This window comes from Gemmiger qucibialis (assembly GCF_027689445.1).
GTDB classification, from domain to species: domain Bacteria; phylum Bacillota; class Clostridia; order Oscillospirales; family Ruminococcaceae; genus Gemmiger; species Gemmiger qucibialis.
Window position 1 is genome coordinate 1 of the sequence record NZ_JAQFEN010000002.1, and the last position, 16,870, is coordinate 16,870.

The 16,870-nt window shown below is 53.2% G+C and carries 16 protein-coding genes; 8 read left to right on the forward strand and 8 right to left on the reverse strand.

The genetic code is table 11. From position 1 onward, the window contains the following. The first annotated feature begins 309 nt into the window (after positions 1–309). The 7 genes from PG062_RS03925 to PG062_RS03955 all read left to right on the forward strand — a co-directional run bounded on the left by PG062_RS03925 (position 310) and on the right by PG062_RS03955 (position 6,682). On the forward strand, positions 310–627 hold the full coding sequence (locus PG062_RS03925) for a DUF3847 domain-containing protein (RefSeq protein ID WP_008816380.1): 318 nt from the start codon (positions 310–312) through the stop codon (positions 625–627). Positions 628–629: 2 nt separating this feature from the next. Beyond that, positions 630–2,102 (forward strand): MobQ family relaxase, encoded by a 1,473-nt coding sequence (gene mobQ / locus PG062_RS03930; RefSeq protein WP_074104019.1) that lies wholly within the window; start codon positions 630–632, stop codon positions 2,100–2,102. A gap of 47 nt (positions 2,103–2,149) precedes the next feature. Then, entirely contained in the window at positions 2,150–2,890 is a 741-nt protein-coding gene (locus tag PG062_RS03935; RefSeq protein ID WP_014079457.1) for a CHC2 zinc finger domain-containing protein, read from the forward strand. Further along, positions 2,775–4,115, forward strand: coding sequence for a virulence-associated E family protein (locus tag PG062_RS03940; RefSeq protein WP_009321442.1), 1,341 nt, complete (start codon positions 2,775–2,777; stop codon positions 4,113–4,115). The genes PG062_RS03935 and PG062_RS03940 overlap by 116 nt, the downstream gene beginning before the upstream one ends. A gap of 270 nt (positions 4,116–4,385) precedes the next feature. Beyond that, a complete protein-coding gene (locus PG062_RS03945; protein ID WP_004849804.1) occupies positions 4,386–4,571 on the forward strand; it encodes a hypothetical protein in 186 nt (61 codons plus the stop codon). Positions 4,572–4,678: 107 nt separating this feature from the next. Beyond that, positions 4,679–6,301: a recombinase family protein gene (locus PG062_RS03950; RefSeq protein ID WP_014079459.1), complete on the forward strand. Its 1,623-nt coding sequence runs from the start codon at positions 4,679–4,681 to the stop codon at positions 6,299–6,301. A gap of 51 nt (positions 6,302–6,352) precedes the next feature. Further along, the gene (locus tag PG062_RS03955) at positions 6,353–6,682 is read left to right on the forward strand and encodes a zinc ribbon domain-containing protein (protein WP_113998982.1); all 330 of its coding nucleotides are present in this window, start codon (positions 6,353–6,355) and stop codon (positions 6,680–6,682) included. A 30-nt stretch (positions 6,683–6,712) separates the two neighbouring features. Here PG062_RS03955 and PG062_RS03960 read toward each other — a convergent pair whose 3' ends face one another. The 5 genes from PG062_RS03960 to PG062_RS03980 form a co-directional block, all read right to left on the reverse strand. Beyond that, complete coding sequence (locus PG062_RS03960) at positions 6,713–6,919, reverse strand: hypothetical protein (protein ID WP_270751290.1); 207 nt, start codon at positions 6,917–6,919, stop codon at positions 6,713–6,715. Between the two features lie 31 nt (positions 6,920–6,950). Beyond that, the gene (serS, locus tag PG062_RS03965; protein ID WP_113998983.1) at positions 6,951–8,258 is read right to left on the reverse strand and encodes a serine--tRNA ligase; all 1,308 of its coding nucleotides are present in this window, start codon (positions 8,256–8,258) and stop codon (positions 6,951–6,953) included. A 69-nt stretch (positions 8,259–8,327) separates the two neighbouring features. Beyond that, positions 8,328–9,248: a ParB/RepB/Spo0J family partition protein gene (locus PG062_RS03970; RefSeq protein ID WP_113998984.1), complete on the reverse strand. Its 921-nt coding sequence runs from the start codon at positions 9,246–9,248 to the stop codon at positions 8,328–8,330. Between the two features lie 36 nt (positions 9,249–9,284). Further along, positions 9,285–10,052, reverse strand: a complete 768-nt coding sequence (locus PG062_RS03975; protein WP_113998985.1) for a ParA family protein — start codon at positions 10,050–10,052, stop codon at positions 9,285–9,287. A 224-nt stretch (positions 10,053–10,276) separates the two neighbouring features. Then, positions 10,277–11,842 (reverse strand): PT domain-containing protein, encoded by a 1,566-nt coding sequence (locus tag PG062_RS03980; RefSeq protein ID WP_113998986.1) that lies wholly within the window; start codon positions 11,840–11,842, stop codon positions 10,277–10,279. Between the two features lie 163 nt (positions 11,843–12,005). On the opposite strand from PG062_RS03980, the gene PG062_RS03985 reads away from it, so the two are divergent. Beyond that, positions 12,006–12,188: a helix-turn-helix domain-containing protein gene (locus PG062_RS03985; RefSeq protein ID WP_333559382.1), complete on the forward strand. Its 183-nt coding sequence runs from the start codon at positions 12,006–12,008 to the stop codon at positions 12,186–12,188. Positions 12,189–12,912: 724 nt separating this feature from the next. Here the strand turns inward: PG062_RS03985 and PG062_RS03990 are convergent. From PG062_RS03990 to mnmG, 3 genes are all read right to left on the reverse strand, one after another. Beyond that, positions 12,913–13,833: a ParB/RepB/Spo0J family partition protein gene (locus PG062_RS03990; RefSeq protein ID WP_113998987.1), complete on the reverse strand. Its 921-nt coding sequence runs from the start codon at positions 13,831–13,833 to the stop codon at positions 12,913–12,915. A gap of 135 nt (positions 13,834–13,968) precedes the next feature. After that, positions 13,969–14,673 carry a 16S rRNA (guanine(527)-N(7))-methyltransferase RsmG gene (gene rsmG, locus PG062_RS03995; protein WP_113998988.1) on the reverse strand — a complete coding sequence of 235 codons (705 nt, stop codon included), beginning with the start codon at positions 14,671–14,673 and terminating at the stop codon, positions 13,969–13,971. 215 nt (positions 14,674–14,888) lie between these two features. Next, positions 14,889–16,775 (reverse strand): tRNA uridine-5-carboxymethylaminomethyl(34) synthesis enzyme MnmG, encoded by a 1,887-nt coding sequence (mnmG, locus tag PG062_RS04000; protein ID WP_270751298.1) that lies wholly within the window; start codon positions 16,773–16,775, stop codon positions 14,889–14,891. Positions 16,776–16,870: the final 95 nt, after the last annotated feature.

The following is a 16,870-nucleotide window of genomic DNA, read 5'->3' on the forward strand; positions in this document are numbered from 1 at the left end:
GATAATGCGCCCTATCCGAGTTCTGGGATAGGGCGCACTTCTATACATAGTCTAAAGACCATGTATCGTGCGTCCTGCGGAGCTTACCTCTGCCGCTGATAAAATCAGCAATCCGAGGTCTGCGTTCGCTTCGCTCCGACAAGGTGGCTACACCCCCTTGCGCCGCTAAAGCGGCTATCCCCTGTGTACCCGCCGCAAAGAGAAATCCGCTCTGCGGTTTTCCCTTTTCATCGGGTTTTATAGAAGCACTGACACACGGACTGTCTGCGGATGGTCTTTCTTTATCTTATCAGCAAAGGATGTGAGAACATGGAAAAATCTTTGGAACAGTTGAAGCAGGAATATGAAAAAACCACTGTCCTGCTGGAACAGGAAAAACGGAAAATGCAGCGTTTGAAAAACCGGCAGGCGTATCTGGAAAGCGGTTCCCGGAAACAGAGGACGCACCGGCTGATTACCCGTGGGGCAGCTATTGAGAGCATTGCACCACAGACAAAGGAGCTATCCGAAGCGGAATTTTATTCCCTCATGGAAAGCATTTTGAATCTGCCGCAGGCGGAGCATTTCATCCGGTCTGCCACAGAGAACCACGCCCGTATTTCCGGGCAGGAGAAAGGCGGTGACTAAGGATAGCACTTTATCATTTTTCAATCGCACAGATCAAGCGCAGCGCCGGTCAGAGCGCCATTGCCAGCGCAGCCTATCGAGCCGGGGAGCGTCTTTACAGCAGCTACTATGGAGAAGTCAGCGACTACACCAAAAAGGGCGGCGTGATCGCTTCGGAAATCATGCTGCCGCCCCATGCGCCGGAAATATATCTTGACCGGGCGACCCTCTGGAATGCTGTGGAGAACTGCGAGAAACATCCAAAAGCACAGCTTGCCTATTCCTTTGATATTGCCATGCAGAATGAATTGACGCTGGAAGAAAACATGGAGCTGGCGAGGAAGTTCGTACAGGAGCAGTTTGTGACAAAAGGCATGATTGCCGACCTTGCTTTTCACAGCCCGGAGAAAGAGGACGGCGGCATCCCTAACCCGCATTTTCATGTGATGACAACCATGCGCCCTTTGAACCCGGATGGCACATGGGGACAAAAACAGCGTCGGGAATATCTTCTTGATGAAGATGGAAACCGAATCCGGGATAAAAACGGCGATTATATGTTTAACGCTGTCCATACAACAGACTGGCATGAGCCGGAAACGCTGGAACACTGGCGGGAGCAGTGGGCGGCTGCCGTTAATACAAAATTTGAGGAAAAAGGGCTGGATGTGCGTATCGACCACCGTTCCTATGTGCGGCAGGGGCTTGACCTGATACCTACTGTCCACGAGGGAGCTAATGTCCGGCAGATGGAAGCAAAGGGCATCCGCACCGAGAAAGGGGAACTGAACCGCTGGATTAAAGCCACCAACCGGCTCATGCAGGATGTGAGGAAGAAGATCAAAGCCCTGTTTGTCTGGATGGCAGAGGTAAAAGAAGAACTTTCCAAACCGCAGACACCGAGCCTTGCCGACCTGTTGATCGCTTATTACAACCAGCGCAACGCAGGGGCATGGAGCAATAAAGCCAGAACCGGAAACTTAAAGCAGTTTGCCGAAGCCGTCAATTATCTGACGGAAAACAAGCTGCTCACATTAGAGGATTTGCAGGAGCGTCTTTCCTCTGTCAACGAAGAATTTGAAGCGTTAAGCGACTCCATGAAAAAGAAATCTGCCCGGATAAAGGAATTGCAGGAATTGATACGGGAGGGCGAGAATTACCAGCGGCTAAAACCTGTTCATACGGAATTGAACAATATCAAGTTTAAGAAACAGAGGGAGAAATTTGAAACATCCCACGATGCGGAGTTACGGCTGTTTTATGCCGCCCGCCGTATTTTGAAAGAAAAACTGGACGGAAAACCCATTGCCCTGAAAGCATGGAAACAGGAATACGCACAGTTAAAAACAGAGTATGCCGAACTGTCTCCGCAGCACAAGCCACTCCGGGAGGAAGTCATACGGCTACGGCAGGTGCAGAACGCCGTAGATACCGCACTGCGCCGGAGGGAGCAGCCACAGGCAGTACAGAGAAAGAAACATGAGATGGAGCTATGATATAACCGGCAGCTTTACCGCTACCAGTATTTTTATGGAGGGAGCATTTGAATGTATTTGAAGCGGTGAAACAGTCTGTTACCACCCGGCAGGCTGCTTCATTCTATGGAATCCGGGTGGGGAGAAACGGCATGGTCTGCTGTCCATTCCACAATGACCGCACGCCCAGCATGAAAGTGGACAGCCGCTTTTACTGCTTCGGCTGCGGGGCTTCCGGGGATGTGATCGACTTTGCCGCTTTGCTGCATGGATTGGGGAAACGGGAAGCTGCGGTCAGGCTTGCGGAGGACTTCGGCGTTTCCTATGAGAAATCCGGCAATGCGCCGCCAGATAGGAAGCGTCACAACAGGTCACAGCCCCGACAAAAATCAGCGGAGCAGAGATTTCAGGAAACGGAACGGTATTGTTTCCGGGTGCTATGCGATTATCTGCGCCTGCTGGAGCATTGGAAAACAGCACACGCCCCACAGCCGCAGGATGCCATCTGGCATCCTCTTTTTGTGGAAGCGTTGCAGAGGATAAGCTACACAGAATACCTTTTGGATATTTTGTTATACGGAGAAATAGAAGAAAAAGCGGCATTGATCGCCGCACAGGGAAAGGAGGTGTTGCGGCTTGAACAGCGAATTTCAGAGCTTGCCGCCGGAAACGCAGGAAGCGGTCAAAAGGACGATGGACACAATGGAACCGGCGCAGACACCGGCAGAAATCCGGGAAACATTAGAGGGGACGCAGAAAGGCGGCGTGAAGAACAGCATCCGAAACTGCCTGACGGTGTTCCAGCGTGACCCTCTGTTTCGCGGGGCGCTGCGCCTGAACCTTTTGACGGAGCAGATTGACATTGTGAAGCCGCTGGGCTGGGAGCGCACCAGTACCACGCTGACCGACATGGACATGAACTACCTGCTTTTGTATCTGGAAGAAAATTACGGGCTTACCAGCGAGAAAAAGGTGCAGAGCGCCATCAAGATTGTTGCCAATGAAAACCGCTACCATCCAGTCAGGGATTACCTGAACAGCCTGCAATGGGACGGCACAGAGCGCATCCGTTACGCCCTGCATCACTTTCTGGGAGCCGATACGGACGAATACACCTATGAAGCCTTGAAACTGTTCCTGATGGGAGCCATCCGGCGGGTATTCAGACCGGGGAGCAAGTTTGAGGTCATGCTCTGTCTGGTTGGTGGTCAGGGAGCCGGGAAATCTACCTTTTTCCGGCTGCTGGCAGGCAGGGACGAATGGTTTTCAGACGATTTGAAAAAGCTGGACGATGAAAATGTGTACCGCAAGCTGCAAGGGCATTGGATTATCGAGATGTCGGAGATGATTGCCACAGCCAACGCCAAGAGTATTGAGGAAATCAAGTCATTCTTAAGCCGCCAGAAAGAAACCTACAAAGTGCCGTATGAGACACATCCGGCAGACCGGCTGCGGCAATGTGTATTTGGAGGGACGACCAACCGGCAGGACTTTTTGCCCCGTGACCGCACCGGCAACCGGCGCTTTCTCCCCGTGACGGTGTACCCGGAACGGGCGGAGGTTCACATACTGGACGATGAAGCGGCGGCGAGGGCGTATATCGAACAGATGTGGGCGGAAGCCATGACGGTTTATCGCAGTGGGAAGTATAAGCTGTCATTCAGCATGGAAATGAACCGATACCTGAACGCCCACCAGCAGGACTTTATGCAGGAAGACACACAGGCCGGCATGATCTACGCCTATTTGGAGGACTACACCGGCGACAGGGTATGTTCCAAGCAGCTTTATGAGGAAGCGCTGGGGAACTTAAATTCCCCGGCAGACTGGGAGACACGGGCAATCTGCGAGATTATGAATACCGGCATTGCGGGCGGCATCATACAGGGCTGGGTAGCCTACAAAAGCCCGAAGCGGTATAAGAAATACGGTTCTCAAAAAGGCTGGGAGCGTGTCAACCAAGCTCCGCCGGAGGGGGACGGTTTTCAGGAAATCACGGAAGAAGAAGCCCGGCAAATGGAACTTCCATTCTGAAAAGCCACCGGTTGACAGTTTGGTTGACGCTTTGGTTGACAGCCGGTTGACGGGGAAAAGCCTGATATTTGGGGCATTTCTCTCCTTTGTCAACCATGTCAACCAAGAAATCAAAGAAAAAGTAAAAAGTAATAATAGAGCGCCTATGGATTGTTTTCAAAGTCTTTTCTGCCGGTTGACACGGTTTGGTTGACACGGAGACAGTCTGCGGCTGTACACCTGTCTGACATTCCCTTGTCGGGCATATTTCATTTATGGAGGTAACTGCCTATGGCAAAAAGCAAAAACGAGAGCAATAACAAAAACAGCGGCACCCTGCTTACCGAAAAAGACGGCACCCAGTATTTTGTCATGGGGAAAGTCCGTATCAAGGTATCGGAGCATTTCGCACAGGATGGGAAGCCGCTTGACAGCCTGCTGGAAGATGTGATCCAGCACGCTGCCGCCGCTTCCTGAAAAAATACGGAATAACGACTGTCAATCAGCCCACGCTTATGATATACTTGTACCAGCGAGTATTGTATAAGCGTGGGTTGTTTCTTTTAGAAGGAGGATTTTTAACCGTGAAACAACCATACAATACAACGATTTATAACACTGCACTATATTTGAGATTGAGCCGTGACGATGAATTACAGGGGGAAAGCGGCAGTATCCAGACCCAGCGCATGATGCTTAGACAGTATGCCGCAGAGCATGGGCTGACCGTTGTAGACGAGTACATTGACGACGGATGGAGTGGGACAAATTTCGAGCGTCCAAGTTTCCAAAGGATGATTGATGACATCGAAGACGGGAAAATCAACTGCGTTGTCACAAAGGACTTATCCCGTCTGGGAAGAAACTATATCCTGACCGGTCAGTACACGGAAATCTATTTCCCCAGCAAGGGAGTACGCTACATTGCCATCAATGACAATGTGGACACCATCAACGGAGAAAGCGAGCTTGCACCGTTCTTAAACATCCTGAATGAAATGCACGCCCGACAGACCAGCAAAAAGGTCAAGGCTGCCATGCACACAAGATTTGCCAATGGCGCACACTATGGAGCCTATGCACCGCTGGGCTATGTAAAAGACCCGGACAAAAAAGGTCATCTTCTGATCGACCCGGAAACACGCTGGATTGTAGAGAAGATTTTTGACCTTGCTGTACACGGGCGTGGAGCCGCCAGCATTACACGGATTCTGGTGGAGGAAAAAGTACCTACCCCCGGCTGGCTGAACTATGAAAGATACGGGACTTTCGCCAATATCTACGCCGGTGCGCCCGCAGAAAAAGCCTATGCGTGGACGATAGCACAGGTCAAGAGCATTTTGAAAGAGGAAACCTACATCGGTCACAGCATTCACAACAAGCAGAGCAACATTTCATTCAAGAACAAGAAAAAGGTGCGGAAGCCGCAGGAAGAATGGTATCGTGTGGAAAATACCCACGAAGCCATCATTTCTGAAGAAGTGTTCCAAAAAGTTCAGGAGCTGATTGCAAGCAGACGCAGGAAACGCAGAAACGGTACGACACAGATTTTCGCAGGATTGATAAAATGTGCAGACTGCGGATGGTCTTTAGCCTATGGGGAAAACAAGCAGAATAAGAACCCATACGGGTACTACCATTGCAGCAAGAACGGGCAGGGATTACGCCAGTGTTCCATGCACTATATCCGCTATGATGTACTGTATGCCTATGTGCTTGCAAGACTGCAATACTGGTCTATGCTGGCACAGAAAGACGAGGACAATCTGCTGAAACGCCTGCTCAATGCCAGCGACAGGGAAAGAAACTCTGCGAAGAAAAAGCAGGCTGCGGAGCTGAAAAAGGCAGAGAAGCGTAAAGCCGAGGTTGACGGGCTGTTTGCTAAAATGTATGAGGACTGGTCTGCCGGACGCATAACCGAGTATAACTTCAATATGCTGTCCGAGAAGTACCAGAACGAGCAAAAGGAGCTTGAAACAAAAATAAGACAGCTTCACGAAACGATGGAAGCCGCCGTACAGACCGCAGCGGATGCTGAAAAGTGGATTGCCCTGATGAAACAGTATGTCAACCCTGTGGAGCTGACCGCCGAACTTCTGAACACTCTAATTGAAAAAATAACCGTCCACGAAGCTGTCAAGGGCGAGGACGGAAGCCGTGAGCAGGAAGTAGAAATCTACTACCGCTTCATCGGCAAAATCGACTGACCTTTCTTTTTTACCCAACAATATCTTTAATTAAGGGAGACGGGCGAAACCGTGCCCAACACCGAAACTCTGAAACTGCTGTCCCAGCTGTTTGATGTCTCCATCAACACCCTGTTGGGCAGCCCGCGCACCATGGTCTGCCAGTGCTGCGGCATGCCGCTGGATGATTCCACCTTGAGCAAAGGGCCGGATGGTGCCTTTAACGAGGATTATTGTAAGTGGTGCTATGCCGATGGCCAGTTCGCCTATCCCACCAAAGCTTCCCTGCTGGATTATCTGATGGCACATATGCCCAACCCGGATAACGCCCCCGCCGCCGTTTGCCGCGCCCAGTTTGATACTTACCTTTCCCGGCTGAAGCACTGGAAAGAGGAAGAGTAACCGCAATAAAAACAGACACAAAACAAAATCTCAGTTGTGCAGGTAGGATACCGCACGGCTGAGATTTTTGTTTTGCAATTTTCGTTTTGTTTCGGCGGCCCAGCTTTTTGAAAAAGGCTGACCCCCAAAAGCCCCGTGCAGGGGAAAGCTCAACAGACCTGCGCCTGTTCCCTTTCCCTTCACACGGGGCTTTTTATATTTGGTCTGATTAAAGTTTTTCGCCCAGCCTTTTTTCAAAAAAGGCTGGAAAATAACTCTAAAAAGAAAATTACTTCTTCTTCGGTACCAGCACGGTCTTGCCGCCCATGTACGGCTGCAGAACAGCCGGAATGGTCACGGTGCCGTCAGCCTGCAGGTGATTCTCCAGGAAAGCAATCAGCATGCGCGGCGGGGCAACGCAGGTGTTGTTCAGGGTATGGGCCAGCTGGGTCTTGCCATTCTCATCCTTGTAGCGGATGCGCAGACGGCGTGCCTGGGCATCGCCCAGGTTGGAGCAGCTGCAAACCTCAAAGTACTTCTGCTGACGCGGGCTCCAAGCCTCAATGTCGCAGCTCTTCACCTTAAGGTCAGCCAGGTCGCCGGAGCAGCACTCCAGCTGGCGAACGGGAATCTCCATAGAGCGGAACAGCTCAACAGAGTTGTGCCACAGCTTGTCGTACCAGCTCATGCTGTCCTCCGGCTTGCAGACGACGATCATTTCCTGCTTCTCGAACTGGTGGATGCGGTAAATGCCTCGCTCCTCAATGCCGTGGGCACCCTTCTCCTTGCGGAAGCAGGGGCTGTAGCTGGTCAGGGTCAGGGGCAGCTTGGCGCCGTCCAGGGTCTGGTCAATGAAACGGCCGATCATGGTGTGCTCAGAAGTGCCGATCAGGTACAGGTCCTCACCCTCGATCTTGTACATCATGGCATCCATTTCGGGGAAGGACATAACGCCCTTCACCACATCGCCGTGCATCATGAACGGGGGGATGACATAGGTGAAGCCCTTGTCGATCATAAAATCGCGGGCGTAAGCCAGAACAGCTTCGTGCAGGCGGGCAATGTCGCCCAGCAGATAGTAGAAGCCGTTGCCGGAAACGCGGCCTGCAGCATCCAGGTCAATGCCGTCAAAGCTTTCCATGATGTCAACATGGTACGGGATGGGATAATCCGGCACAACAGGATCGCCAAAGCGCTGTACTTCCACATTGCAGCTGTCGTCCGGGCCGATGGGCACACTGGGGTCGATCATCTGCGGGATGGTGTACATGATGTCGCGGATCTTGTCCTGCAGCTCGGCTTCCTTGGTTTCCAGCTCTTTCAGGCGGTCAGCCTGTGCGGTCACCTGCTTCTTGATTTCCTCGGCTTCGGCGGCCTTGCTGGGGTCCTTTTTAGCCTGGCCCATCAGCATGCCAATCTGCTTGGAAAGCTTGTTGCGGTTGGCGCGCAGGGTGTCACCCTCGCCAATGGCGGCGCGGTACTCAGCATCCAGATTGATGACCTCGTCTACCAGCGGCAGCTTGGCATCCTGAAACTTCTTTTTAATGTTCTCCTTGACCTCGTCGGGGTGCTCACGCACAAAACGAATATCCAACATGATTCAAAATCCTTTCCTCTATTTGTAATTTTGCAAATGCCTGAAATCTAAAGTGATAAAATGAAAGAGTTATGCCTCGTCCTCACCGGACGGATCAGCCGCCTCGGCGGCCTGCTCAGGGTCATACTGTCCCAGCAGCCCGGCGAACTGCTGCAGCTGCGCATCAGAATAAAATGCAATGTGCAGCACGCCCTTGCCGCCCTTGTAGTCCACATGCACTTCACTGCCGGTGGTCTCTTTCAGGGCACCCTCCACCTCCACGGCAAGCACCGGGCGGGTAAAGGCATCCTCTTCCTTGGCGGGCTTCGGCGGCTTGGACATTTTGCGGCACAAAGCTTCGGCCTGGCGCACGCTCATGTCCTTGGCAATGATTTGGTCCGCCGCGGCGGACATCTGCTCCGGTGAGTTAAGGCTTAACAGCGCTTTGGCATGGCCCGCACTGATGTCCCCTGTCCGCACCTGATCCCGCACATACTCCGGCAGGTTCAGCAGGCGCATGGCGTTGGTAATGGCGCTGCGGCTTTTGCCCAGCCGCTTGGCGGCTTCTTCCTGCGTTAAACCATAGCGCTCAATCAGCTTTTTGCAGCCCTCAGCCACTTCAATGGGGTCCAGATCCTCACGCTGTAAGTTCTCGATCAGGGCCAGCGCAGCGGCCTGTTCATCGGTAACTTCTTTGATCAAAACCGGAACTTCATCCAGCCCGGCCATGCGCGCGGCACGCCAGCGGCGCTCACCCGCAATGATCACATAGCCCGGCCCGGTCTTTTTGGCGCGCACCGCAATGGGCTGCAGCAGGCCGTTTTCGCCAATGCTCTCTGCCAGGGCCGCCATGGCGTCCTCGTCAAAGTTCTTGCGCGGCTGGTCGGGGTCCGGCTCAATCTCCCGCACAGGCAGGCGGGTCAGATCCGGGCTAGCATCTTCGGTCATGGGCAGGTCTTCAAACAGGCTGTCCAGCCCTTTGCCAAGGCCGCCCAATTTGCGTTTTGCCATTCACACACTTCCCTTTCCCAAACAGGAAAACCAGGGTCATTCCCGCTCGTTATTTTCCAAAAATTCACGCGCCATGGCCATATAGGCTTCGCTGCCCTTGCCGTTCGGCTCGTAAAAATTGATGGGCATACCAAAACTGGGCGCTTCCGAAAGGCGCACGGTGCGTGGCACAACGGTTTTGTAAACCTTGTTGCCATAGTACTTTTTGACCTGTGCAACCACCTGCATGGTCAGGTTGAACCGGCCGGAGTACATGGTGAACACCACGCCCTCAATGTCCAGGTAATGGTTGTATTTTTTGCGCACGATCTTTAAGGTATTCATCAGCTCCGAAAGCCCCTCCAGCGCATAATACTCGCACTGAATGGGGATCAGCACCGTATCGCAGGCGCAAAGACCGTTGACGGTCAGCAGATCCAGCGAGGGCGGGCAGTCAATGAACACATAATCGTACAAAGGAATCAGCGGTGCCAGGATGCTGCGCAGGCGGTTTTCGCGCCGGGGCAGCTCCACCAGCTCCACCACAGCACCGGCCAGCTGCGTGTTGGAAGCAATCAGGTCTGCGTTGAACTTAGTGTGAACGATGGCCTGCCGAACGTCATCATCGTTGATCAGGCAGGTGTAAATGTTGGATTGCTGGCCTTTTTTTGCAACGCCGTAACCCGAGGTGGTATTGCCCTGCGGGTCAAGGTCAACCACGAGAACCTTTTTGCCCAGCGCAGCCACGCAGGAAGAAAGGTTGACGCAGGTGGTCGTTTTGCCAACGCCGCCCTTTTGGTTTGCGATTGCAATTACTTTTGCCATTTTACCCTCCATGTATCGTTTGGAACCGCTAAGAACTTATTTATTATAACACAGCAGCCCCTTTTGTGGAAGTCCTAACCCCCAAAAACACAAAAAATCCCCCCGGGAATGTTCCACGTGGAACATTCCCGGGGGAAAATTACCGGGAACGATTCATTTTTGTGCGGTTTATGTGAATGGGATGGATAAAGGAAAAAATGGTTACCCTGTTTTTGTGGCGTTGCTTAAATAATAAGTGCGCCGTCATTCAAAGAGTATACATGATAGAGAAAATCCTCATTGCTGTCATCATAGCAGCAAATGATAAGATAGTTACCACTAAAGAAAATGTCATCAACTCTGTAGCCGTCCGATTCAGAGATATCAAATGTATCCAGTTCCGTTCCGTTTTCAACGCTGTAAATCCGGAAAGATTTGCCGGGAGAACAGATTGCAAGTACAGAACCGTTTTGTGCGACAACTTGTGGAGAATCCGGAATAAGGACAGGAGCGAATGTACTGCCATCGGCAAGATCCAACAGGGTGAAATAAGTTTTCCCATCGGCACCCTTTAGGGTAAGCAAAAATTTATTATCCAAAAGGTTTACAGATTCAAGAGCATCCATATAGTTTTGAGGAATGTCAATTTCATCTCCAGCCGCAGTAAAGTAAGTTTTCGTTGAATCGCGGAGCATCATATCAGGGTAAATGGTGCGGCAGAAGTAGCCAAGACCGGAAGAATCAGAACCTAAAAATGAAATTTTACTATTCGATACTTCATTTGCGAGAGTATCTTGCCAGGTGTTGATGGCGGTACAGTCAAGTGCGTCAGAAGGAAAGGCACTCCAAGGAAGAAGATAGGTGCTCTCACTTGCAGGATTAAAAGCTCTTCCTCCAACAATAAAGCAGGAAGAATTATAGGGGTCAAGACAAGAAAAGTAAGTACCATAGTTTTGTAGATAAGGAAACTCAGAAAAGGACATATAATTACTAGTGTAAGTATCATGTTCAAAAAAGTTGCAGGTGATACCGTTAATACCGTAGTTAAAGACCATCTTGAGAACACGATTCTCACCAAGATCATCATCAGGACCAAAAGATATTTTCCACATTAAACCGCCGGAGAAAGTCCATACGATGCCATCGTCATCAAAGTCCATGAAATCAGCAAGATTGTGGGAACTATCGGTGCAGTCATACAAAAACTGACCATCCTGGTCCAATACGCACATGGATGCTGATTTCCCGTCAAAACCCGTTTTGGCACGGATGGACAGAATGAGATGAGAATTGATCGGATACAGCCGTTCATACCCCAGAGATTCATCCGGCTGATAAATCACATTGCCGTTTTCATCAAGAATAACCCCGGCAAAACCGGCGGTGGAAAGCTCCATGGTTCGCCCGGTGTAGACGCATTCGCCGGAAACATTTTCGTCTGTTGCAGCAATCAGGTGCCCATCGGCCAAAGGATATAGCGCGGTGTACCCATCCATTAAAACGGTGTTGCCGCCGCCATCGATAATGCCGCAAATTTTGTTACCGGAAGTATCAAGCCCGTTGATAACGTGCTTTCCATCCTGCCATTCCCTGCTGAAACCGGTTACTTTGCTGAACAACTGGCTGGCGGGCTGCCCGGCTGGTTGTTGGGTGGGTTCTGGCGTGGGTGCTTCGGTCGGTGCCGCTGTGGGGGAAGTAGTTTTGGTTGAGACGGCAGAAGAAACCGCAGAGGAATCCGCCGATTTGCCGCAGCTGCACAACAGGGATGCAAAAATTACGGATGATAAAAGAATCGCAGTTGCTTTTTTCATGATTACCTCCTTTATAAAAGCTGAACGTCTTGATATCTGGATTATACCCCGTATATGGGGAATAGTCAAGAATCAATTCCATAATATAATAAAAGATAAAAGTGGATTGCACCAAGTAAAGGAAAATGTAGCCATGATATCTTACGCACCGCTGTGGCGGACAATGAAGCAGCGTGGTGTTTCAACATATGCCTTAATTTCGCAGTATGGGTTCAGCCGGGGCACATTAGACAGACTGAAACAGACACGAAATGTAACAACGAATACACTGGATGATTTGTGCCGGATATTGGATTGTGAAATTTGGGATGTAATCGAATATATACCAGATACCAAAAAAGACTGACTGTTCACATCGGAACAGCCAGTCTTTTTCTATTTTAACGCTTCTTGTATGGGAACCTCAAACCTCAGCTAAATCTATTTTGTCGGTAAGATTGATTGTGCATAAAAACAGTTTGTAGGGGACGATGCTTGCATCGTCCCGCATGGCGGGCTTTGTGTAATATTTCATTCTGCTATATGGTATGAGACGGCGGGCGCACAATGTGCGCCCCTACGGGTGGGATGCATGGTAAAATGTTGATTGCCTATTATAAAATGCACTGTAGAGAACGGTCTCGACCGTTCCGAGGCCTTGCGATATATGCCATTACTAAATTAGCCGCAAAGTTTCAATAAATGATGGCTCCCCTAGAGGGGAGCTGGACGCGGAGAGGCCTGAGGGGTGGTTCCACAGGTAGTGCCCCAAAATTCATGGTGCAAATCCCCCACCGGCGGCCAGAGGGCTCTGCGCCCGCAGGCGCGTTTCGGAGGCCAACCGGGGCAACGCCACGGCTCTTAGGCCGGAGATGGCCGCCCTACCGCGTAATTGTCCGCAAACGTCGAATGATATATACGCCCGTCCGCGGGACGTCGAGGACGCCGTCAACTACAAAAATCAGGGAAAAGGTTGGCACAAAATTTGCAGGCGAGGTAAGCCATAGTACCGGCGGGGTCAAGTGCCCCCACCCTACCTCCAATTCCTCATTTCTAATTCCTAATTTCGCATTCGCCCAAACTCCTCCCTCCTAACTCCTAACTAACTCATCCACTTCCCCAAGGCTGCTTCCTTCCCCGCTCGGCATCTCTGGCTCATGGCACGCCGGCAGCGTGTTGGGCACGGGCAGCGGTGCAGGGGTAGCGGTGGGGATGCGTACCGTGTATTCCAAAAATCCATCCGCTTGCTCACAGCTGGTCACGGCGGGAATGCCCCGCTGGGTCATCAGGTCAACCGCGTGCTGTAAGGTGTTTACAAACAGCCGCACATCCCCCACCATCGGCACCGTGCTGCGGCAGGGGCCGGGGGTGTCTTTGGGGGCAGCCAGCATGGCGTCCACCAGACGGTCGGCTTCCCGCACACTCAGCTTGTCCCGTGCGATCTTTTCCAGCGCGGCGGTGCGGCGGCTTTCCGGCAGGCGCAGTACAGCGCGGGCGTGGCGCTCGGTCAGACCGGCAGCGGTGCAGAGCTGCTGCTGGGCGGTGGTCAGGGTAAGTAAGCGCAGCTTGTTGGCCAGCGCGGGCTGGCTTAACCCCAGGCGGCGTGCAGCTTCGGCCTGGGTGCAGTTCCAAAGCCGGATCACCTCCCGGATGCCCCTTGCCGCATCAAAGGCATCCAGTTGGGCGCGCTGTAAATTTTCCAGCAGCCCCAGCGCAGCGGTTTCGCTGTCGTCAAAGTCCTGAATGATGGCCGGGATGCGTTCCAGCTTCGCCAGGCGGCAGGCCCGCAGCCGCCGCTCCCCTGCCACAAGCTGGTACTTGTGGTAGCCTGTCTTGCGCACGCTGATGGGCTGCAGCAGCCCGTTCTGTAAAATGCTGACAGCCAGCGCCGCAATCTCGGTTTCATCAAAGGCGGTGCGCGCCTGGAACGGCGATGGCTCGATCTGCTCCACCGGCAGTAAAACAATTTTGCCGGGTTTCTGATTGGCGGCTTTTTTATCCGGTTTGGACATATGGCTTCTCCCTCCCCCGCACAGGCAATAAAAAAGCCTGTGCTTGCCTTTTATCAAAAGCATAGCACAGGCCAAACCGGTTAGAAAGAAAATTCGTTCGCCGCAATTCGAGGTAAAACCCGGAGTTTTGTTAAATTAAAGAGGCTTTTTTGCAATTTTTCCGCCGTTGCGGGGGTAAGCTGTCGGCGTTTGCGAAATCTTTTTGCAAACTACCAGCCGCCGCTCGCTGCCGTCCGGCAGGGTGAACGCGCGGGTATCGCCGTAGGCACCGCCCAGCTTTTTCAGGGCGGCAGCGGAACCGCCCAACTCAGCATCCGCATCAGGGCCTTTCATTGCAATGAACACCCCGCCAACCCGCACAAGCGGCAGGCAGTATTCGCACAGCACCGGCAGGGCGGCTACCGCACGGGCGCTGGCGACATCAAACTGTTCACGCCAGATTTTGCGGGCGGCTTCCTCTGCGCGCTCCTTGGCGAACTCTACCCCCGTCAGGCCAAGTTCCCCGCACAGGTACTTCAAAAAGTCCACCCGCTTGCCGGTGGGCTCCATCAGGGTCAGCTGCAAATCCGGCTTGAAAATTTTTGCCACCACACCGGGGAACCCTGCCCCGGTGCCAACGTCCACCAGTTTGCCGGTTACTTCCGGCTGGGCGGCAAACAGCAGGCTGTCCGCAAAGTGGCGGTCCTCAATGCCCTCCGGGCTGGTGATGGCCGTCAGGTTCACCTTCTGGTTGTAATCCACCAGAATTTCCGCATAGCGGTCCAGCAGGTCCAGCTGGGCACCGCTCAGCACAATGTTCCACGTGGAACATTTTTGTGCAAGGCGTTCTTTATCGATCATATAAGCTCCTTTATAAAAATAATAAATAATAATGAATAAAGAACAATGTCGGTGCGCCGCCCGCTGCGGCGCAAATAAAATAGGTTGGCTGCGATGGAGCGACCATGATTTTTTCCGGAACAGCTGACTTAATTAAAATGTGATGCCGTGGGCATCACACAACAATTATTCATTATTCTCTATTCTTTTTTAATTTAAAATGAGTATCCCGCCCCTTATTCTGCCGCAGTCTTCCCTGCTTTCATCAGGGCAATGCTCAGCTGGGCCAGGTCGCTGGGGCTTACACCAGGAATGCGTCCGGCCTGTGCCAGCGTGCGGGGGCGAATCTTCGCCAGCTTTTCGCGGGCTTCCAGCGTCACGGTTTCCAGCGGGGCGTAATCAAAGTCATCGGGGATCACCACATTTTCGTGGCGCTGTACCTCGTGGATAGCGCGCTGCTCACGGGCAATATAACCGGCATAGCGGATCTCGGTTTCAATGCGCAAGGCCATGGCAGCACTCACATCCTGCCCGCGGCCAATCACCTTGGCCAGCAGCTCATAGTGTACGCCGGGCCGCTTGAGCAGCTCCGCCGCCGTGCCGCCGGATTCACCCAGCGTTTCCAGCACTTCCGGCGGGGCAACGGTGCGCAGCTCCGCCAGCGGTACTTTGGTGGTTTCCAGCCGGTGCAGCTCGGCCTTTTTCACTTCCATGTCGTGGGTGAACGCCGCCCAGCGGGTGTCGTCCACAAGGCCGTATTCCCGGCCAATGGGGGTCAGGCGCTCATCGGCGTTGTCCTGCCGCAGGCTCAGGCGGTACTCGCTGCGGCTGGTCATCATGCGGTAGGGGTCCATCACGCCCTTGGTTACTAGGTCGTCCACCAGCGTGCCAAGATAGGAAGTATGCCGTGCCAGCACCAGCTCGCTCTTGCCCAGAGCCTGGCGGGCGGCGTTCAGGCCGGCCAGCAGGCCCTGCGCGGCGGCTTCCTCATAGCCGGAAGTTCCGTTGAACTGCCCTGCCCCGTACATGCCGCCGATCACTTTGCTTTCCAGCGTGGGCAGCATGCTGGTGGGGTCCACACAGTCATACTCGATGGCATAAGCCGGGCGCATGATCTCCAGGTTCTCAAACCCCTTGATGGTGCGGTACATGGCATTCTGCACGGCTTCCGGCAGGGAGGAACTCATCCCCTGCAGGTACATCTCCTCGGTGTCCTCGCCGCAGGGCTCCACAAACACCGGGTGGCGTTCCTTGCCCTTAAAGCGCACCACCTTATCTTCAATCGAAGGGCAGTACCGCGGGCCGACACCCTGAATGTCCCCGCCGTACAGCGGCGAGCGGCTCAGATTGTCCAGGATGACCTTGTGGGTCTCCGGGTTGGTGTAAGCAATGTAGCAGTCCACCTTGTTGTGCATCGGCTTGTGGGTCATAAAGCTGAACGGCTGCAGCAGCTCGTCCGGGTCGCCGGGCTGGCAGTCCAGCTTGCTGAAGTCAATGCTGCGGCGGTGTACGCGGGCCGGGGTGCCGGTTTTGAAGCGGCGCAGCGGCACACCGTGGGCCGTCAGATCCTTGGTCAGCGCGGTGGCCGCATGGGTACCATCCGGGCCGCCGTCATAGTGGGCTTCGCCCACAAAAATGCGCCCGCCCAGCGCTGTGCCGGTGGCAATCACCACGCACTTGCAGCTGTAATAGCCGCCCAGCGCCGTTACCACCCCGCACACATGGCCGTCCTGCACATCCAGCCGCACGATCTCTGCCTGGTGAATTTCCAGGTTGGGGGTCAGCTCCAGCGCATGCTTCATCCACATGTGGTAGCGCTTGCGGTCAGTCTGCACGCGCAGGCTGTGTACCGCGGGGCCTTTGCCGCGGTTCAGCATCCGGCTCTGCAAAAAGGTGGCGTCCGCCGCAATGCCCATCAGACCGCCCAGCGCATCGATCTCCCGCACCAGATGCCCCTTGGCTGTGCCGCCAATGGACGGGTTGCAGGGCATGTTGCCGATAAAATCCAATGTCAACGTAAAGATCGCCGTCTTGGCGCCAAGCATGGCTGCCGCATGGGCAGCTTCAATTCCGGCGTGTCCGGCACCCACCACGACCACATCATAATTTCCCAAAAAATCCATAATCTCTATGCCTCAAATCAAAACTCTTTGATGGAAGAAATTTTCGTCACTTCATTGTATCACAGCCGCGCCCGGAACACAATAAAAGAGCGCCT